Here is an 18,828-nt window from a genome sequence, read left to right as displayed (position 1 = left end):
GGTTGCATGAGGGGGCTGCCGACGAACGGTCATGGTTAAACGTTTGCGCGGGAAAATGTGCCGAAAAGTGGGTGAAAAACGGGAAAAGTCGCGGCGAAACCTAAGGTTGTGGCGCCAGTGATTCCGGTCGCGACCAGATCCACAGATTGCCCAGGCCCATGCCGACAATCGCCAGGTAGATCGGCCAGCCGTGGTCGAGCATCACCAGCATCAACGTGGCGCATAGCAGCATGCTGACGGTGGCGCTGACCTTGGCCCGACGCGCGATGATCTTGCCGTTGCGCCAGTTAAGGAGAATGGGGCCGAACAGCCGATGATTTTCCAACCAGGCACTCAGGCGCGGCGAGCTTCGGGTGGCAGCCCAGGCGGCCAGCAGGATGAATTCGGTGGTCGGCAGGCCGGGTATGACGATGGCGACCAGGCCGATGGCGAGGCTGACATAGGCCAGCAGACCGAAGAGGAGGCGGGCGAGTTTTGAAGAGGCAGGCATAAGCTCAAAGGACGCATGTGAGGCTTGATGAAGATCTTGCAGGCTGACTCGATCCCTTGTGGGAGTGAGCCTGCTCGCGATAGCAGTCTTACAGTCGACATCACTTTTGAATGTCAGTCCGTCATCGCGAGCACGCTCACTCCCACAAGGATTTGTGGAGTATCAATCAGGCCGGTTCGGCAACTGTCGAATAAGCCTGTTCCAGCAACACCGTGAAGCGGTTGAAGGCATCGATGGCGCCTTTGTCCAGCTCGGCTTCTTCCTGCGCACTGAGTTCGAGTCCGTCCAGGGTCTTGACGAAGCTTTTCCAGCCTTCAGCGCGGCCACCGGCCGGTTCGCCAAGGTGGCGGGCGCCGAAGGTTTCGCTCAGGCCAAGGCCCACGGCACGCTTGATCAGGAACGCGGCACCCAGCTTCGAGCCTTCGGAGACGAAGAGCCAGCCCAGGGCCTGGGCCTTGGTCGGGTTTTGCAGTGCACCTGCAACCGGCGCCGGCACTTCGGTGTCGAGGTCCGCCAGGTCCGCCTTGGCCGCATCGGCACGGCAACGGGCTGGCAGGTCCGGGACGATGGCCGTCAGTTCGGCATCGTTGTACAGCGCCACCAGTTCCGACTGGAACAGATATTGCGCCACCACGAAGCGGGCGAAATTGGCCTGGGTTTCAAAGGGGGCATGGGCTTTGACCAGTGCATCGAGCTTGCTGTGCGGCTCGTTGGTGACCTGGTTCAAGCGTTGCGAACGCAGGGTGGGGCGTTGGGCGGTGTCCTGGGTGGTCATGGCAAATCCTTGGGAAAAAAGAGGCGCTTGGTAACGAGACGAATGAGCAGGTGCATGACAGTAAAAAATCCTCACCGGGCGGCTGTTACCAGCATCGCGCGGTGAGGTGCACGGGTTCAGATGTCCCAGACCAGATTGATCGCGAAGTTGCGTCCAGGCTGGGTCAGGCGATCGAGGTTGGCGGGCTGGGTCACCGAGGCTTCGCCGACGCTGTCGTAGCCGCGTACGTCATCCCACTGCCAGTACTTTTTGTCGGTCAGGTTGTACAGGCCGGCGTTGACGGTCAGGTCGTCGGTCACCTTGTAGAAGCCTGCAAGATCGAGCACGCCGTAACCCGGTGTCTTGAACTGGGTGCTGGTGCCGTCCGGGGTGTTGAAGCTGGTGCTGTCGACCCGGGTCTTGTGTTTGACCAGGGTCCAGCTCAGCAGCGCGCCGTATTGGTCCTGGTCATAGCCCAGGCCGAAGACGCCGGTCAGCGGGTTGATGCTGTTGAGCGGCTCGCCGCTGTCATCGTTGCGCCCATACAGGTAGGCCACCGAGCCCTGGGTGTAGAGGCCGCTTGGCGCGCCGAAGGTATCCAGGTTCAAGCGCCCCTTGAGCTCCAGGCCCTTGATGGTGGCGTGCTTGATGTTGTTGCTCTGGAAAGTGGTCTCGGTGTAGCCGGGGGTAATGGCGTTCTCGTCGATGAAGTCGCGATACTTGTTGTAGAACACCGCGACATCGAAGGTGCCGGCGTCGAACTGGCCACGCAGGCCGGTTTCATAACTCTTGCTCTTTTCCGGTTCGAGGTCTGGATTGGGTGCGACCTGGTAGCCGCCCGCCACGTTTTCGAAGCGTCCATAAAGGGCTTTGGCAGTCGGCGTGCGGAAGCCTTCGGCGTACTGGCCGTACCAGGTGTAGTGGTCGTTGAAGCGGTAGGTGGTGCCGAATTTCGGCGACAGGCGATGCCAGGTCTTGTTGTCCTCGTTGACCTCGCCGTTGCCGCTCTGGTCGGCCGTGGCCAGGAACTCATCGGTCAGGTGCGGCTTGAGCTGGGTGTAGTCGTAGCGCAGGCCGGGCATGAAGGTCCAATTGTTCCAGGCGATCTGGTCCTGGGCGAACAGGCTGTAGGTGTTGATGGTCGGGTCCGGGAAGTCGCTGGCCGGGGTCAGGGTGTCGGCAGCGCTGGCAGCGCCGATGACGCGGCACGCGCCGGCCACGGTCAGGCAGGTGCCGCTACCGGTGCGCAGGCCGGTGACCTTGTCCTGCTTGATGGTGGTGCCGTAAGTGACGACATGGTCGGTGTCGGCGATGGCAAAGGCCTTGTCAGCCTGGGCATCGAATACCCATTGGCGGTCCTTGTAGGTGGTATCGCGGTTACGCAGCACCGTGCGCGACGGCGCGTAGATTTCTTCGGTGCTCTGGTCGGTCTTGGCGATCTGGTAATTCAACGTCCACTTGATGTTGTCAGCCAGCAGGCTGTCCACGGCGAAGCGGTGATCCAGGCCGAAGCGCTCGCGGGTGATGGTGTCGTTGCCGGTGCGCGACTGGTAGAAGCCGAAGCCGCGGCCTGCGTTGAACGGGCCACCCACGGCGCTCAGCTGATTGGTGTCGCGATCGTCCTTGTAGTGCTCGTACGTCAAGCCAAAGCGCGCATCGTCGGCGTAGTTCCAACCCAGTTTGGCCAGCACGTTGGTGGTGCGCACGTCCTCGGGGTTGGCTTCGGTGCGGTCCAGGCCGGTTCCACCGGTTTCGCCGTAGGACTCGGTTTCATGACCGTTGCGCTGGCTCAGGTGCAGCAAGCCGTCGAAGTCGCCGGTGCGCCCGGCCACGGTGCCGGAGGTGAGCCAGCTATCATCGGCCGAGCTGTAGCCGGTCTTCAGGCGAGCACCGACGTCCTGGCCTGGCTTGATGATGTCGTCCGGGTCCAGCGTGTAGTAGCTGACCGCGCCACCAATGGCGTTGCTGCCATACAGCACTGAAGCCGGGCCGCGCAGGATTTCCACGCGCTTGACGATTTCCGGGTCGACATAGTTGCGGTTGGTCTGGGCATACGGGCCGTTGAAGAAACCGTCGGGTACTTGCACGCCGTCGACCTGGGTCAATACGCGGTCACCATCGATGCCGCGGATGTTGTAGCCGGAAAGGCCCGCGCGGGTACCGGTGCCGCCTACCGACACACCCGGCTCGTAGCGCACCAGATCCTTGATGTTATTGACGTTGTTGCGGTCGAGATCTTCGCGAGTCTGGACAGTGACGGTGCTGGGCACGCTGTTGATGTCTTGTTCCTGGCGAGTGGCGCTGATGGTCACCTGTTCCAGGTTGAGGGCCCCGGCGACGGCGCGCCGCTCCAGCACAATGTTGTTGTTGCCGAGTTTGCGATAGCTCAGGTTGGTCCCCACCAACAGGCGCTCCAGGGCTTTTTCCGGTGGCAGCGATCCGCGCACGCCCGGTGAGTCGATGCCTTGCGCCAGTTCGGCGGAAAAGCCGACCTGCCAGCCTGTCACGGCGGTGAACGAATTGAGTGCCGACACCAGCGGCTGTGGCGCAATGGTGAACGCGTAATCGCCCATTTTGCGCGCCGTCTGCTCGGAAGCAGTGGCGGCCATGACCGGCGCAGTACCGGCCATCAGGATGGCGGCGGTCAGCAGCGACAGTACGCGGGAAGGTGAAGTGGCTGGGCGGGTAAGGCGAGAGGACATCGATAGCGCTCCGTGTCGCACGAATCTTTATAGGTGCTGATTGGCATTTAGAGATGCGAATCAATTGCATTGGCTATAACGAGACGTACGAGGTTCAGCTATCGAGTAAAAATAATTCTCATTTAGTTCAAGATGACCAGCGCAGGGTATTCCTTGAGCTGTGCCGAGGTGATGTGAGCCAGCGAGCGGACCACGTCCAGCGGCTGGTCGAGGCGATAATTTCCGGTCACGGCAACATTCGCCAACTGCTCGTTGTTGTTGATGATCCAGCCAGGGTAGTAGCGACGCAGCTCCGCCAGCACCTGGTTCAGCGGGCAGTTTTCAAACACCAGGCGACCCTGGACCCAGGCCAGGTCAGTGGCCGCATCGAGTTTGGCCGGGCGGTCGAAACCGTTGGGGCCGATGCGGATGCTTTCCCCGGCCGTCAGCCGAACCCGGGCGTCGTCGCCGGTGGCGCGCAAGTCGACATCCCCGCGCTGCACCCGAACCTGGGTCACGCCGTCGAGGTAACGCACGGCAAATGCCGTATCACGGACACTCGCGGTGACCCGACCCGCGTCGATTTCCAGCGGCAGGCCGCGATGCGGTTGCACTTCGAAAAACGCCTCGCCTTGATACAGCCGGGCCACGCGCTTCTGGTCGTTGATGGTGCTGGAAAACGCCGAGTTGGTATTGAGCAGGACTTTCGAGCCGTCCTCCAGTTGCAGGCGCTGGCGTTCACCGACCACGGTCAGGTGATCGGCCTGCAGGCGCATCGGCAGATTGCTGAAGCTGAAAAGGCCGAGGATCAGCACGGCGGCAGTGGCCAACGGCTTCCAGTGCGGGCGCAGGCGCGACAGTACGCTGACTTTTGCTGGTTGTGCCGCCATTTTTTGCGCGCATTGCGTGACGGGCGCACCGTTCCAGATCGCCTGGGCCTTGGCGAATGCCTCGGCGTGGGCCGGGTCGGCCGCGAGCCATTGGTGGAACTGGCGGGTCTGTTCTTCGCTCGGGCTGTCCAGCACGATCAGCCAGTCCAGGGCCTGGTCCATCGCCTCGGCTGTGGCCTGCGCCGCGGAAGGCGAAGGGGCGCGGTGGGTGTCCGTCACGGTGTTTCCTCGGCGTGTCTGTGCACGGCTGTTTTTTTAGTGAAGCGCAAAAGAGGGCCAAGGGTAGCCCTGATGAACAAGGTCGTCGAGCCAAGGCTGACTCAGTGGCCGTTCAACCGGTCGGCGACGCCGATGCAGATGGTCATGATCAGTTTCAGCTCCTTCTGCACGGTACTGAGTGAGACGCCGAGTTTCTCGGCGATCTCCAGATAGCTGTGGCCGTGCAGACGGCTGAGGATGAAAATCTGCTGCTGGCGGGAACTGAGTTGACTGAGGCGCACGTTCAAACGTTCGAGCAATTGTTCGGCATGGGCGGCGTCCTCGGCACTGCTGACGGGGGCGGCGACGCTTTCCACCACATCCAGTGGCACGTCATCGACCATGGTGCGCGAGTGGATGCGTCGCGCGCGCAAATGGTCCAGTGCCAGGTTGCGGGCGGTCTGGAAAACGAAGGGTTCCAGGTGATCGATGGCCCGCTCGCTGAGTGCACGACTCACGCGCAGGTAGGTCTCCTGCAAGAGGTCTTCGGCGGTGCTGTGATTGTTGACCATCCGCTCCAGCGTACGCAGCAGAGAGATTCGCTGGTTGATGAAGACGTCGTTGAAGCGCGATTGACTCACGGGAGGACCTGATCCATTTCGAGTGAATGATAATGCTTATCATCCGCTCGAATGGTCAAGTACTGATTTGTGAAGTTTTACGCCCGACCCTGCAAATAAGTGGCGTAATCAGGAATCCGATGCCCGTGCGCCTGATCCATCAGCGGGCTGCTGAGCAGGTAGTCGGCGCTGCATTCGTTGCACGCCACCGGAATGTTCCAGACCGCCGCGACCCGTAGCAATGCCTTGATGTCGGGGTCGTGTGGCTGTGGTTCGAACGGGTCCCAGAAGAACACCAGCATGTCGACCCGTTGCTCGGCGATTCGCGCGCCGAGCTGTTGGTCTCCGCCCAATGGGCCGCTGATCATGCTCTCCACTGGCAGGTCGAGGCGTTGTTGCAACAACAACCCCGTGGTGCCGGTGGCGACCAGTTCATGTTGCGCGAGCCGGTCTTTCTGTCGTTCGGCCCAGTCCAGCAAAAACACTTTGCAATGGTCATGGGCGACCAGGGCGATGCGCTTGCGCGCGGCCATGGTCTTTTGGGTAAAGGTGATGCCGATCATGGGGGGCTCCAAACGATGTCGATAACGCCACTACTCTGTAGGAGCGAGGCTTGCCCGCGAACCAGACGCCGCGGTGTGTCTGTAAAACCGCGTTATCGTTCTTCGCCTGTAGGAGCCAGGCTTGCCGGCGAACCAGACGCTGCGGTGTATCTGTAAAACCGCGTTATCGTTTTTCGCCGGCAAGCCTGGCTCCTACGGAATCGCGGTTCGGGTGTGACGTGCCGAATTATTCGGCGTTGCACAGCGCCAGGCAGTTATCGAGCATGCGGTTGGAGAAGCCCCATTCGTTGTCGTACCAGGCCAGTACCTTGAGCAGCTTGCCGCTGGACTTGGTGTGGTTGGCGTCGAAGATCGACGACAGCGGGTTGTGGTTGAAGTCGCTGGAGACCAGCGGCAAGGTGTTGTAGCCAAGGATTTTCGAGTGCTGGGCGGCTTGCCTGAGCAGTTCGTTCACCTCTTTTGCGCTGGCTTCTTTTTTCAGCTGAACGGTCAGGTCGACCAGGGAGACGTTGATCACCGGCACGCGCACCGCCATGCCCGTCAGTTTGCCCGCCAGTTCCGGCAGCACCAGGCCGACCGCTTCGGCTGCACCAGTCTTGCTCGGGATCATGTTCTGGGTGGCCGAACGGGCGCGGTACGGGTCGGTGTGGTAGACGTCGGTCAGGTTCTGGTCATTGGTGTAGGCGTGGATGGTGGTCATCAGGCCGCTTTCGATGCCCAGTTCGCGGTGCAGCACCTGGGCCACCGGGGCCAGGCAGTTGGTGGTGCACGAGGCGTTTGAAATAATCTGGTGCGATTGGCGCAGAATGTCGTGGTTGACCCCATAAACCACAGTGGCGTCGGCGCCTGTGGCCGGGGCCGAGATAATCACTTTGCGGGCTCCGGCCGTAATATGCGCGGCGGCTTTGGCACGGTCGGTGAACAGACCGGTGCATTCGAACACCACATCGATCTTTTCCGCGGCCCAGGGCAGGTCGGCCGGATTGCGAATGGCGCTGACCGCGATACGGTCGCCGTTGACGGTCAGGCTTTCCTGATCATGCTGGACATCGGCATCGAACGTGCCGTGAACCGTGTCGTACTTGAGCAAGTGCGCATTGATCGCGCTGTCGCCCAGGTCGTTGATGGCGACGATCTGCAAATCCTGGCGATAGCCTTGGGTATAGAGTGCCCGGAGGACGTTACGACCGATTCGGCCAAAACCATTGATTGCGATTCGTAGAGTCATTTGTCAGCGCCGCCGTCGTTTTGTTGTTGGAATTACAAGATTATTCGCAAAAAAATAGAAAACAAGCCTTTTTAATGGCAATATTTTGTTCAATCTACAACGAGTGACCTGAATCAACTGGTCCGAATGGTCAAGAAAGCCGTCTGTCATCCCATCGACACCGGTGTTTGATCAGCATAGACAATCAGGTCGCCACATCCGTTAGCCTGGAGTTCTACACATGCATCCCCGCGTCCTTGAGGTCACCGAACGGCTTATCGCCCGCAGCCGCGCCACGCGTGAGGCTTACCTTGCATTGATCCGCGATGCCGCCAGCGACGGTCCGATGCGCGGCAAGCTGCAATGCGCCAACTTCGCCCATGGCGTGGCCGGTTGCGGCAGCGACGACAAGAACAGCCTGCGGATGATGAACTCCGCCAACATCGCAATTGTTTCGTCATATAACGACATGCTCTCGGCGCACCAGCCGTATGAAGTCTTTCCTGAGCTGATCAAGAAGGCCCTGCGTGAAATCGGCTCCGTCGGCCAGTTCGCCGGCGGCACCCCGGCCATGTGCGATGGCGTGACCCAGGGCGAACCGGGCATGGAGCTGAGCCTGCCGAGCCGTGAAGTGATCGCGCTGTCCACCGCCGTGGCGCTTTCCCACAACATGTTCGATGGCGCGCTGATGCTCGGCATCTGCGACAAGATCGTCCCGGGCCTGATGATGGGCGCGCTGCGGTTCGGCCATCTGCCGATGATCTTCGTGCCGGGCGGGCCGATGGTGTCGGGCATTTCCAACAAGCAGAAAGCCGACGTGCGTCAGCGCTACGCCGAAGGCAAGGCCAGCCGTGAAGAGCTGCTGGAGTCGGAAATGAATTCCTACCACAGCCCCGGCACCTGCACCTTCTACGGCACTGCCAACACCAACCAGTTGCTGATGGAAGTCATGGGCCTGCATTTGCCGGGCGCGTCCTTCGTCAACCCGAACACGCCATTGCGCGACGCCCTGACCCGCGAAGCGGCGCATCAGGTGACGCGCATTACCAAACAGAACGGCGACTACCTGCCGATCGGCGAAATCGTCGACGAGCGTTCGCTGGTCAACTCCATCGTCGCCCTGCACGCCACCGGCGGCTCGACCAACCACACCCTGCACATGCCGGCGATCGCCATGGCGGCGGGTATCCAGTTGACCTGGCAGGACATGGCCGATCTCTCCGAGGTGGTGCCGACCCTGAGCCACGTCTACCCGAACGGCAAGGCCGACATCAACCACTTCCAGGCCGCGGGCGGCATGTCGTTCCTGATCCGCGAACTGCTGGATGCCGGGCTGCTCCACGAAAACGTCAACACCGTGCTGGGCCACGGGCTGCGCCGCTACACCATGGAGCCGTTCCTCGATAACGGCGAACTGGTCTGGCGCGAAGGCATCACCGAAAGCCTCGATGAAAGCATCTTGCGCCCAGTCGCCCGGGCGTTCTCGCCGGAGGGCGGCTTGCGTGTGATGGAAGGCAACCTCGGTCGCGGCGTGATGAAGGTTTCCGCCGTGGCACTGGAAAACCAGATCGTTGAAGCACCGGCCATGGTGTTCCAGGACCAGCAGGACCTGGCGGATGCGTTCAAGGCCGGTTTGCTGGAGAAGGATTTCGTCGCGGTGATGCGCTTCCAGGGCCCGCGCTCCAATGGCATGCCGGAACTGCACAAGATGACGCCGTTCCTCGGCGTGCTGCAGGATCGCGGCTTCAAGGTGGCACTGGTCACTGACGGGCGCATGTCCGGCGCGTCGGGGAAAATCCCGGCGGCCATCCACGTCAGCCCCGAAGCTTACGTGGGCGGCGCTTTGGCGCGGGTGCAGGAGGGCGATATCATCCGCGTCGATGGCGTCAAAGGCACCCTGGAGCTTAAGGTGGACGCCGAAGAATTCGCAGCACGCACGCCGGCAAAAGGCCTGTTGGGCAACAACATCGGCACCGGTCGCGAACTGTTTGGTTTCATGCGCATGGCCTTCAGCTCGGCAGAGCAGGGGGCCAGCGCCTTCACTTCTGCCCTGGAGACGCTTAATTGAAACTGGCTTTGGTCGGTGACATCGGTGGCACCAACGCACGGTTCGCGTTGTGGAAAAACCAGCAGCTGGAATCGGTCCAGGTGCTGGCGACGGCCGACCATGCCAGCCCGGAAGAGGCCATCAGCCTCTACCTGAGCGGGCTTGGCCTGGCGCCGGGTTCGATCGGTTCGGTGTGCCTGTCGGTGGCAGGCCCGGTGAGCGGCGACGAATTCAAGTTCACCAACAATCACTGGCGCCTGAGTCGCCGGGGTTTCTGTCAGGCCTTGCAGGTGGATCAGCTGTTGCTGGTCAACGATTTTTCCGCCATGGCCCTGGGCATGACGCGTTTGCAGCCGGGCGAATTCCGCGTGGTCTGCGAAGGCACGCCGGAGCCGTTGCGCCCGGCGGTGGTGATCGGTCCGGGCACGGGCCTGGGTGTCGGCACGTTGCTTGATCTCGGTGAAGGGCGATTTGCCGCGTTGCCGGGGGAGGGTGGTCACGTCGATCTGCCGTTGAGCAGTCCGCGCGAGACTCAACTGTGGCAGCACATCTTCAACGAGATCGGGCATGTCAGCGCCGAAACGGCGTTGAGCGGCGGCGGCTTGCCACGGGTCTATCGGGCGATTTGTGCGGTGGACGGCCACGAGCCGGTACTCGACACGCCGGAAGCGATCACCGCTGCTGGCCTGGCGGGTGATCCAATTGCCCTGGAAGTGCTCGAACAATTCTGCTGCTGGCTCGGTCGCGTGGCGGGCAACAACGTGCTGACCACCGGCGCGCGCGGTGGTGTGTACATCGTTGGCGGGGTGATTCCGCGCTTTGCCGATTTCTTCCTTGAAAGTGGTTTCGCCAGGTGCTTTGCCGACAAGGGGTGCATGAGCGATTACTTCAAGGGGATTCCGGTGTGGCTGGTGACAGCGCCGTATTCCGGTCTTGTTGGTGCCGGCGTAGCGCTGGAGCAGGCACACTAGTGATCGTTCCCACGCTCCGCGTGGGAATGCAGCCCGTGACGCTCCGCGTCACTGGACGCGGAGCGTCCCTTGAGGCATTCCCACGCGGAGCGTGGGAACGATCAGTTCATCAGGCATAATCCGCCCAATTCAAACAACAAGGACGCCGCCCCGTGAGCTCAGTCAACAAGTCGATTTTGTTGGTCGATGACGATCAAGAGATACGCGAGTTGCTGGACACCTACCTGACCCGCGCCGGGTTCCAGGTGCGTACCACGCCCGATGGTGCAGGCTTTCGCCAGGCCCTCAACGAGGCCCCCAGCGACCTGGTGATCCTTGACGTGATGCTGCCGGACGAAGACGGTTTCAGCCTGTGTCGCTGGATTCGCCAGCACCCGCGCCAGTCGCAGGTACCCATCATCATGCTCACCGCGAGTTCCGACGAGGCCGACCGGGTCATCGGCCTGGAATTGGGCGCCGACGACTACCTGGGCAAACCCTTCAGCCCCCGCGAACTGCAGGCGCGCATCAAGGCCTTGCTGCGCCGGGCGCAGTTCGGTCAGGAGCGCTCCGGGAGCGAAGTGCTGGCCTTCGATGACTGGCGCCTGGACATGGTCAGTCATCGCCTGTTTCACATCGACGGCGAAGAGGTGATTCTGTCCGGTGCCGACTTCGCCCTGTTGAAGCTGTTTCTCGATCATCCGCAGGAAATCCTCGACCGCGACACGATCGGCAACGCCACCCGTGGCCGCGACTTGATGCCCCTCGATCGCATCGTCGACATGGCGGTCAGTCGCTTGCGCCAGCGACTGCGCGATACGGAAAAACCACCGCGACTGATTCGCACCGTACGGGGCAGCGGCTATCAGTTGGCAGCCAGTGTGGTTGCCGCCAATGGTCACTGATTTCCTGCGCAAGCTGGCCGGCCGCGTGCCGGTGCCACGCTCGCTGCTCGGGCGCATGTTGTTGCTGACGTTACTCGCGGTGTTGTTCGCCCAGGCATTGTCGAGCGTGATCTGGGTCTCCCAATTACGTGCGACCCAGCTCGAAGGCCTGGTCACCAGCGCGCGCAGCCTCGCGCACTCGATGAATGCCAGTGTCAGTTACCTGCGCTCGTTGCCGGTGGCCTACCGCCCGTTGGTACTCGACCAGCTGCGCAGCATGGGTGGCACGCGGTTCGTGGTGACGCTCAATGACAAACCCCTGGGCATGGAAGTGCTGCCGATCACGCCCCGCAAGGAGGCGGTGATCAAGGCGGTGGACGAAGTGCTGCGCCAGTCCCTGGGGCAGGACACCGATATCTCGGTGACCTTTGTCAGCCCCGAAGACCTGCGGATCTTCAATGGCGGGCTCAAGCTCGACGAACTGCCGCGCTCCTGGGCGCACTACGCATTGACCCTGGAACCGGTGAACCCGCCGGTGCTGGTTACGCAGATCCAGATGGCGCCCGGCGAATGGCTGTACATCGCCTCGCTGTTGCCCGAACCCTACACCAGCCTTGAAGAGCAAGGCCTGCCGGCGCAGCAAGTGTGGTTCATCGTGCTCACCAGCGGCTTTTTGTTGCTGTTCATCGGCCTGCTGGTGCACTGGCAAAGCCGGCCGCTCAAGCGCCTGGCGCGGGCGGCGCGGGACCTGTCACTGGGCGCCGACGTCGAGCCGGTGGCCGAAGGCGGCGGCAGTGAAGTGGTCGAAGTCGGCCGCGCCTTCAACACCATGCGCGAGCGCATCAGCCGTTACCTGACCGAGCGCAGCCAGCTGTTCAGCGCGATTTCCCATGACCTGCGCACGCCCATCACCCGCTTGCGCCTGCGCGTCGAGTTGCTGGAAGACGAAAAGCTGCAAGCCAAGTTCGGTCGCGATCTGGATGAGCTGGAGCTGCTGGTCAAGGGCGCGCTGCAATGTGTGAAGGACACCGACATCCACGAAAACATCGAGCCGGTGGATCTCAATCATGTACTCGAATGTCTGGTGGAGCCGTACCTGTCTCCCACCGGTAACGGTCGCGTGACCCAGCAAGGGCGTGCCCTGGCGGCTTATCCGGGCAAACCGCTGGCGCTCAAGCGTTGCATCGGCAACCTGATCGACAACGCCCTGAAGTACGGCCAGAACGCCCACCTGCACATCGATGACGACGACAGCGCGTTTGTCCTGCATGTCGATGATGAAGGGCCGGGGGTTCCCGAGCAGCGGCTGGAACAGGTGTTCGAGCCGCACTTTCGTTTGGCCGGGCAACAGCAGGGGTATGGGTTGGGGTTGGGGATTGCGCGCAATATCGCCCATAGTCATGGGGGGGAAGTGAGTTTGCAGAATTTGCGTGAGGGTGGGTTGCGGGTGACTTTGCAATTGCCGCGCAGTGTTGATTAGGAATACCGAGTTATCGTTCATCGCGAGCAGGCTCGCTCCCACATTGGATTTGCGTACGACACAGAACCCCTGTGGGAGCGAGCCTGCTCGCGATGGCGTCAGACCCTTCAACAAAAACATCAAGGCAAATGTCACAAGTCGGTGACATAACTCGCCCCCTTCGTTACAAGCCCGCCACGGCCCGTTGTTTAGACTGCCACTCAGTCATAACAACAAAAAAGGCCCCCCATGCACACCTTCCAACCCGCGTTCAGCAGTTGGCTGAATGCCCCCGCCCACCAGCAATGGCTCGCCGCCGAAGGCCTGCGCCTGCTGGCGTTTGCCAAGGCTTCGAAGCTGCCTGAAGGCTTCGGCAATCTCGATGAACGAGGTCACCTGCCGGCCGACGCGCAAGCACACACCATGAACACCGCGCGCATGACCCACAGCTTCGCCATGGCGCACATCCAGGGCCTGCCGGGCTTTGCCGAGCTGGTGGATCATGGCATCCAGGCCCTGCGCGGGCCGTTGCGCGATGCCGTGCACGGTGGCTGGTTCGCGGTGGCCGAACACCGCGACGGCGACACCGGAAAAAATGCTTACCTGCATGCCTTCGTGGCCCTGGCCGCCAGTTCCGCGGTGGTCGCGCAGCGGCCCGGTGCGCAAGCCTTGCTCGATGACGCGATCGACATCATCGACAGTTGCTTCTGGAGCGAAGAAGAAGGCGCCCTGCGCGAATCCTTCAGCCGCGACTGGAGTAGCGAGGAAGCCTATCGCGGTGCCAACAGCAACATGCACGCCACCGAAGCCTTCCTCGCCCTGGCCGATGTCACCGACGACAAACGCTGGTTGTGCCGCGCCCAGCGCATCGTCGAGCGGGTGATTCATGGTCATGCCGCCGCCAATGACTATCTGGTGATCGAACATTTCGACCGCGACTGGCAACCCCTGCGCGAGTACAACCATGTCAACCCGGCCGACGGTTTCCGTCCGTACGGCACCACGCCGGGTCACGGTTTCGAATGGGCCCGATTGCTCTTGCACCTGGAAGCTGCGCGGGTGCGCGCCGGCATGCTCACCCCGGGATGGCTGGTCACCGACGCGCAAAAGCTCTTCGCGCAGAACTGCCGCCACGGCTGGGACATCGATGGCGCACCGGGCATGGTCTACACCCTCGACTGGGACAACAAAGCGGTGGTTCGCCATCGCCTGCACTGGACCCATTGTGAGGCCAGCGCCGCGGCCAGTGCCTTGCTCAAGCGCACGGGCGATGAGCAATACGAACACTGGTACCGACTGTTCTGGGATTTTTGTGAGGGTCATTTCATCGATCGCGAAGGCGGCAGCTGGCACCACGAACTCGACCCATTGAACCGCCCCAGCGGTGACATTTGGGCCGGCAAACCCGATCTCTATCACGCCTGGCAAGCCGTCCTGATTCCGCGCCTGCCCCTGGCGCCGAGCATGGCCAGTGCGCTGGCGGCATTGTCCCAGAACGTTTCCATGTAACCATGCGGTGACATTCGCGCGTCCCTTCGTTACCTGCGAAGGGGTGTCCCCTGTTTAGAATCCTCTGCAGCGCAAGCACCAGACTTGCATGCATAACAACAAGAAAGGTACTTCCAAGATGAATGCGATTTCTCGCCTCGCTACTGTCATTTCTCTCGTCTCCCTGTCTGCGCTCCCTCTCAGTGTGCTTGCCGCCGAATCCAAAGGTTCCGTGGAAGTCGTTCACTGGTGGACCTCGGGTGGCGAAAAAGCAGCGGTCGATGTCCTCAAGGCCCAGGTCGAAAAAGACGGCTTCACCTGGAAGGACGGCGCAGTCGCCGGTGGTGGCGGTTCCACGGCCATGACCGTGCTCAAGAGCCGCGCCGTAGCGGGTAACCCGCCGGGCGTTGCCCAGATCAAGGGCCCGGACATCCAGGAGTGGGGCAGCACTGGCCTGCTGTCCACCGACACGCTGACAGAAGTCGCCAAGTCGGAAAACTGGGACAGCCTGCTGCCGGTGAAAGTCTCCGACACCGTGAAATACGAAGGCGATTACGTCGCCGTGCCGGTGAACATCCACCGCGTCAACTGGCTGTGGATCAACCCGGAAGTGTTCAAGAAAGCCGGGATCGACAAGGCGCCGACCACCCTCGAAGAATTCTATGCCGCTGGCGACAAGCTCAAGGCCGCCGGCTTCATCGCGCTCGCCCACGGTGGCCAGCCTTGGCAGGACAGCACCGTGTTTGAAGACGTGGTGCTCTCGGTCATGGGCGCCGACGGTTACAAGAAAGCCCTGGTAGACCTGGATCAGAAAACCCTCTCGGGCGCCGAGATGACCAAGGCCTTCACCGAGCTGAAAAAAATCACCACCTACATGGACCCGAACCGCGCCGGTCGTGATTGGAACATCGCCGCTGCCGACGTGATCAACGGCAAGGCCGGCATGCAGATGATGGGCGACTGGGCCAAGAGCGAGTGGACCGCGGCGAAGAAAGTCGCCGGCAAGGACTACCAGTGCGTGGCGTTCCCGGGCACCGAGAAAGCCTTCACCTACAACATCGACTCGATGGCTGTGTTCAAGTTGAAAGCTGATCGCAAGGGCGACATCGCCGCACAGCAAGACCTGGCCAAGGTCGCCCTGGGCAAGGACTTCCAGAAAGTCTTCAGCATCAACAAGGGCTCGATCCCGGTGCGTACCGACATGTTGAACGACATGGCGGGCCTGGGCTTCGATTCCTGCGCCCAAGCGGCGGCCAAGGACTTCCTGGCGGACGAGAAGAACGGCGGCCTGCAACCGAGCATGGCGCACAACATGGCCACCTCCCTGGCCGTGCAGGGCGCGATCTTCGACGTGGTCACCAACTTCATGAACGACAAGGACGCCGACCCGGCCAAGGCCAGCGCCCAACTGGCGTCGGCCGTCAAAGCCGCCCAGTGATCCCTTGAGCCGCAGGTTCACCTGCGGCCTCATTCGACTCGCTCTCCTGTAGGAGCCGGCTTGCCGGCGAAGGCGGTGTACCTGGCACACCGCAGTGTCTGGTTCGCTGGCAAGCCAGCTCCTACAGGTGGTTCTTCAATTCTCAACTGGATTATCCCGATGAGCTCTGTGGCGGTTTTCAGCAAAGCCTCACCGTTCGATGCGCTGCAACGCTGGTTACCCAAGTTGGTACTGGCGCCGAGCATGCTGATCGTGTTGGTTGGCTTCTACGGTTACATCATCTGGACATTCATACTGTCCTTCACCAACTCCAGCTTCATGCCGAGCTACAAGTGGGTCGGCCTGCAGCAATACATGCGCCTGATGGACAACGACCGCTGGTGGGTCGCGAGCAAGAACCTGGCGCTGTTTGGCGGCATGTTCATCGGCATCAGCCTGGTGCTGGGCGTACTCCTCGCCGTGCTGCTGGACCAGCGCATCCGCAAGGAAGGCTTCATCCGCACCATCTACCTGTACCCGATGGCGCTGTCGATGATCGTCACCGGTACCGCGTGGAAATGGCTGCTCAACCCGGGCCTGGGCCTGGACAAGATGCTGCGTGACTGGGGCTGGGAAGGCTTTCGCCTGGACTGGCTGGTGGATCAGGATCGCGTGGTCTACTGCCTGGTGATCGCCGCTGTCTGGCAAGCCTCCGGCTTCGTGATGGCGATGTTCCTTGCCGGACTGCGCGGTGTCGATCAGTCGATCATCCGTGCCGCGCAAGTCGACGGTGCGAGCCTGCCGACCATCTACCTGAAGATCGTGCTGCCGAGCCTGCGTCCGGTGTTCTTCAGCGCCTTCATGATCCTCGCGCACATCGCGATCAAGAGCTTCGACCTGGTCGCGGCCATGACCGCAGGCGGTCCTGGCTACTCGTCCGACTTGCCGGCGATGTTCATGTATTCCTTCACCTTCAGCCGTGGCCAGATGGGCATCGGTTCGGCCAGCGCCATGCTGATGCTCGGCGCCGTGCTGACCATCCTCGTGCCGTACCTGTACTCCGAGCTGCGAGGCAAACGCCATGACTAATCAACTCGGAAAACCGTCGCTCAGCTTCAGCCGCATCGCCATCTACGCGACCTTGTTGCTGGCTGCCGCGGTGTACCTGATCCCGCTGATCGTGATGCTGCTGACCAGCTTCAAGACCCCGGAAGACATCCGCACCGGCAACCTGTTGAGCTGGCCGACCGTGATCGACGGCATCGGCTGGATCAAGGCCTGGGACGTGGTCGGCGGCTACTTCTGGAACTCGGTGAAAATCACCGTGCCGGCGGTGCTGATCTCGACCTTCATTGGCGCCATGAACGGCTATGTGCTGTCGATGTGGCGCTTCCGCGGTTCGCAGCTGTTCTTCGGCCTGTTGCTGTTCGGTTGCTTCCTGCCGTTCCAGACCGTGCTGCTGCCGGCCTCGTTCACCCTCGGCAAGTTCGGCCTGGCCAACACCACCACGGGCCTTGTGCTGGTGCACGTGGTCTACGGCCTGGCGTTCACAACGCTGTTCTTCCGCAACTACTACGTGAGCATTCCGGATGCGCTGGTGAAGGCCGCGCGGCTCGATGGCGCGGGCTTCTTCATGATCTTCTGGAAGATCCTGCTGCCGATGTCGATCCCGATCGTGATGGTCTGCCTGATCTGGCAGTTCACCCAGATCTGGAATGACTTCCTGTTCGGCGTGGTCTTCGCCAGTGGCGATGCCCAGCCAATTACCGTGGCCCTGAACAACCTGGTCAACACCAGCACCGGGGCCAAGGAATACAACGTTGATATGGCCGCCGCGATGATCGCCGGGCTGCCGACACTGCTGGTCTACATATTCGCTGGCAAGTATTTCCTGCGTGGGCTGACGTCCGGCGCGGTCAAGGGGTAGAACATGGCAACTCTCGAATTACGCAACGTCAACAAGACCTACGGCGCCGGTTTGCCGGACACCCTGAAGAACATCGAACTGAAGATCGATGACGGGGAATTCCTGATCCTGGTCGGCCCGTCCGGCTGTGGCAAATCCACCTTGATGAACTGCATCGCCGGGCTGGAAACCATCAGCGGCGGCGCGATCCTGGTGGATGACGCCGACATCAGTGGCATGAGCCCGAAAGATCGCGACATCGCCATGGTGTTCCAGTCCTACGCGCTGTACCCGACCATGAGCGTGCGCGACAACATCGCGTTCGGTCTGAAGATCCGCAAGATGCCGACGGCGGAAATCGACGAAGAAGTCGCTCGGGTGTCCAAGCTGCTGCAGATCGAACACCTGCTCAGCCGCAAGCCGGGCCAACTCTCCGGCGGCCAGCAACAGCGCGTGGCGATGGGCCGTGCCTTGGCACGGCGGCCGAAGATCTACCTGTTCGACGAACCGCTGTCCAACCTCGACGCCAAGCTGCGGGTCGAGATGCGCACCGAAATGAAACTGATGCACCAGCGCCTGAAAACCACCACGGTCTACGTGACCCACGACCAGATCGAAGCCATGACCCTGGGCGACAAGGTGGCGGTGATGAAGGACGGGATCATCCAGCAGTTCGGCACGCCGAAAGACATCTACAACAACCCGGCGAACCTGTTCGTGGCGAGCTTCATCGGCTCGCCGCCGATGAACTTCATCCCCCTGCGTTTGCAGCGCAAGGACGGTCGCCTGCTGGCGCTGCTCGACAGCGGCCAGGCCCGTTGCGAATTGCCGCTGGGCATGCAGGACGCCGGCCTCGAAGACCGCGAAGTGATCCTCGGCATGCGCCCGGAGCAGATCGTGCTGGGCAACGGAGAAGCCAACGGTTTGCCGACCATTCGCGCTGAAGTCCAGGTCACTGAACCGACCGGGCCCGACACCCTGGTGTTCGTCAATCTCAATGACACCAAGGTCTGCTGCCGCTTGGCGCCCGATGTTGCGCCAGCGGTGGGCGAGACCCTGACCCTGCAATTCGATCCATCGAAAGTGCTGCTGTTCGATGCCAAGACCGGCGAACGCCTGGGGGTTGCCGGCCTGCCGAAAACCGAATCACACACCGCCAACGTCGCCCAATTCAAAGGCCGCTGAAAATCATTGTAGGAGCCGGCTTGCCGGCGAAGGCGGTGTGCCTGACACACCGCGTCGCCTGGTTCGCTGGCAAGCCAGCTCCTACCGGG

16 protein-coding genes are annotated in these 18,828 nt (G+C 61.7%); 9 read left to right on the top strand and 7 right to left on the bottom strand.

Annotated elements, in window-relative coordinates:
- Nucleotides 1-100: 100 nt before the first annotated feature.
- From HFK74_RS08895 to gap, 7 genes are all read right to left on the bottom strand, one after another.
- A complete protein-coding gene (locus HFK74_RS08895) occupies nucleotides 101-490 on the bottom strand; it encodes a YbaN family protein (RefSeq protein WP_180203177.1) in 390 nt (129 codons plus the stop codon).
- Nucleotides 491-656: 166 nt separating this feature from the next.
- Entirely contained in the window at nucleotides 657-1,265 is a 609-nt protein-coding gene (locus HFK74_RS08890; protein ID WP_180203176.1) for a biliverdin-producing heme oxygenase, read from the bottom strand.
- Between the two features lie 116 nt (nucleotides 1,266-1,381).
- The gene (locus tag HFK74_RS08885) at nucleotides 1,382-3,946 is read right to left on the bottom strand and encodes a TonB-dependent receptor (RefSeq protein WP_180203175.1); all 2,565 of its coding nucleotides are present in this window, start codon (nucleotides 3,944-3,946) and stop codon (nucleotides 1,382-1,384) included.
- A 122-nt stretch (nucleotides 3,947-4,068) separates the two neighbouring features.
- Entirely contained in the window at nucleotides 4,069-5,034 is a 966-nt protein-coding gene (locus HFK74_RS08880) for a FecR domain-containing protein (RefSeq protein ID WP_180203174.1), read from the bottom strand.
- 101 nt (nucleotides 5,035-5,135) lie between these two features.
- Nucleotides 5,136-5,654 carry an RNA polymerase sigma factor gene (locus tag HFK74_RS08875; protein ID WP_180203173.1) on the bottom strand — a complete coding sequence of 173 codons (519 nt, stop codon included), beginning with the start codon at nucleotides 5,652-5,654 and terminating at the stop codon, nucleotides 5,136-5,138.
- A 77-nt stretch (nucleotides 5,655-5,731) separates the two neighbouring features.
- Complete coding sequence (locus HFK74_RS08870) at nucleotides 5,732-6,196, bottom strand: methylglyoxal synthase (protein ID WP_180203172.1); 465 nt, start codon at nucleotides 6,194-6,196, stop codon at nucleotides 5,732-5,734.
- Between the two features lie 226 nt (nucleotides 6,197-6,422).
- Nucleotides 6,423-7,424 carry a type I glyceraldehyde-3-phosphate dehydrogenase gene (gene gap / locus HFK74_RS08865; RefSeq protein WP_180203171.1) on the bottom strand — a complete coding sequence of 334 codons (1,002 nt, stop codon included), beginning with the start codon at nucleotides 7,422-7,424 and terminating at the stop codon, nucleotides 6,423-6,425.
- A 220-nt stretch (nucleotides 7,425-7,644) separates the two neighbouring features.
- Between gap and edd the strand changes: the two genes are divergently transcribed.
- The 9 genes from edd (at nucleotide 7,645) to HFK74_RS08820 (ending at nucleotide 18,739) form a co-directional block, all read left to right on the top strand.
- A complete protein-coding gene (gene edd / locus HFK74_RS08860; RefSeq protein ID WP_008056761.1) occupies nucleotides 7,645-9,471 on the top strand; it encodes a phosphogluconate dehydratase in 1,827 nt (608 codons plus the stop codon).
- Nucleotides 9,468-10,421, top strand: a complete 954-nt coding sequence (locus HFK74_RS08855; protein WP_180203170.1) for a glucokinase — start codon at nucleotides 9,468-9,470, stop codon at nucleotides 10,419-10,421. Before edd ends, HFK74_RS08855 begins: the two co-directional genes overlap by 4 nt.
- 152 nt (nucleotides 10,422-10,573) lie before the next feature.
- Nucleotides 10,574-11,305: a response regulator gene (locus HFK74_RS08850; RefSeq protein WP_008056763.1), complete on the top strand. Its 732-nt coding sequence runs from the start codon at nucleotides 10,574-10,576 to the stop codon at nucleotides 11,303-11,305.
- Nucleotides 11,295-12,764 carry an ATP-binding protein gene (locus HFK74_RS08845; protein ID WP_008056764.1) on the top strand — a complete coding sequence of 490 codons (1,470 nt, stop codon included), beginning with the start codon at nucleotides 11,295-11,297 and terminating at the stop codon, nucleotides 12,762-12,764. Before HFK74_RS08850 ends, HFK74_RS08845 begins: the two co-directional genes overlap by 11 nt.
- A gap of 228 nt (nucleotides 12,765-12,992) precedes the next feature.
- Nucleotides 12,993-14,252: an AGE family epimerase/isomerase gene (locus HFK74_RS08840; RefSeq protein ID WP_180203169.1), complete on the top strand. Its 1,260-nt coding sequence runs from the start codon at nucleotides 12,993-12,995 to the stop codon at nucleotides 14,250-14,252.
- A gap of 118 nt (nucleotides 14,253-14,370) precedes the next feature.
- Entirely contained in the window at nucleotides 14,371-15,669 is a 1,299-nt protein-coding gene (locus tag HFK74_RS08835) for an ABC transporter substrate-binding protein (protein WP_180203168.1), read from the top strand.
- Nucleotides 15,670-15,828: 159 nt separating this feature from the next.
- On the top strand, nucleotides 15,829-16,737 hold the full coding sequence (locus tag HFK74_RS08830) for a carbohydrate ABC transporter permease (protein WP_180203167.1): 909 nt from the start codon (nucleotides 15,829-15,831) through the stop codon (nucleotides 16,735-16,737).
- Nucleotides 16,730-17,575, top strand: coding sequence for a carbohydrate ABC transporter permease (locus HFK74_RS08825; RefSeq protein ID WP_008056770.1), 846 nt, complete (start codon nucleotides 16,730-16,732; stop codon nucleotides 17,573-17,575). The genes HFK74_RS08830 and HFK74_RS08825 overlap by 8 nt, the downstream gene beginning before the upstream one ends.
- A gap of 3 nt (nucleotides 17,576-17,578) precedes the next feature.
- A complete protein-coding gene (locus HFK74_RS08820; protein ID WP_180203166.1) occupies nucleotides 17,579-18,739 on the top strand; it encodes an ABC transporter ATP-binding protein in 1,161 nt (386 codons plus the stop codon).
- Nucleotides 18,740-18,828: the final 89 nt, after the last annotated feature.

This window comes from Pseudomonas sp. SbOxS1, assembly GCF_013416725.1.
In the GTDB taxonomy this organism is placed as follows: Bacteria; Pseudomonadota; Gammaproteobacteria; order Pseudomonadales; family Pseudomonadaceae; genus Aquipseudomonas.
Note: the sequence above shows the minus strand (reverse complement) of the source record. Positions and strands in the feature narration are given on the sequence as shown.

Excerpts from the sequence above, each read along its gene's own strand:
- HFK74_RS08840 (WP_180203169.1), top strand. The coding sequence starts at position 12,993 with ATGCACACCTTCCAACCCGCGTTCAGCAGTTGGCTGAATGCCCCCGCC.
- gap (WP_180203171.1), bottom strand. The coding sequence starts at position 7,424 with ATGACTCTACGAATCGCAATCAATGGTTTTGGCCGAATCGGTCGTAAC.
- HFK74_RS08830 (WP_180203167.1), top strand. The coding sequence starts at position 15,829 with ATGAGCTCTGTGGCGGTTTTCAGCAAAGCCTCACCGTTCGATGCGCTG.
- HFK74_RS08835 (WP_180203168.1), top strand. The coding sequence starts at position 14,371 with ATGAATGCGATTTCTCGCCTCGCTACTGTCATTTCTCTCGTCTCCCTG.
- HFK74_RS08895 (WP_180203177.1), bottom strand. The coding sequence starts at position 490 with ATGCCTGCCTCTTCAAAACTCGCCCGCCTCCTCTTCGGTCTGCTGGCC.
- HFK74_RS08825 (WP_008056770.1), top strand. The coding sequence starts at position 16,730 with ATGACTAATCAACTCGGAAAACCGTCGCTCAGCTTCAGCCGCATCGCC.
- edd (WP_008056761.1), top strand. The coding sequence starts at position 7,645 with ATGCATCCCCGCGTCCTTGAGGTCACCGAACGGCTTATCGCCCGCAGC.
- HFK74_RS08845 (WP_008056764.1), top strand. The coding sequence starts at position 11,295 with ATGGTCACTGATTTCCTGCGCAAGCTGGCCGGCCGCGTGCCGGTGCCA.
- HFK74_RS08885 (WP_180203175.1), bottom strand. The coding sequence starts at position 3,946 with ATGTCCTCTCGCCTTACCCGCCCAGCCACTTCACCTTCCCGCGTACTG.
- HFK74_RS08820 (WP_180203166.1), top strand. The coding sequence starts at position 17,579 with ATGGCAACTCTCGAATTACGCAACGTCAACAAGACCTACGGCGCCGGT.
- HFK74_RS08890 (WP_180203176.1), bottom strand. The coding sequence starts at position 1,265 with ATGACCACCCAGGACACCGCCCAACGCCCCACCCTGCGTTCGCAACGC.
- HFK74_RS08870 (WP_180203172.1), bottom strand. The coding sequence starts at position 6,196 with ATGATCGGCATCACCTTTACCCAAAAGACCATGGCCGCGCGCAAGCGC.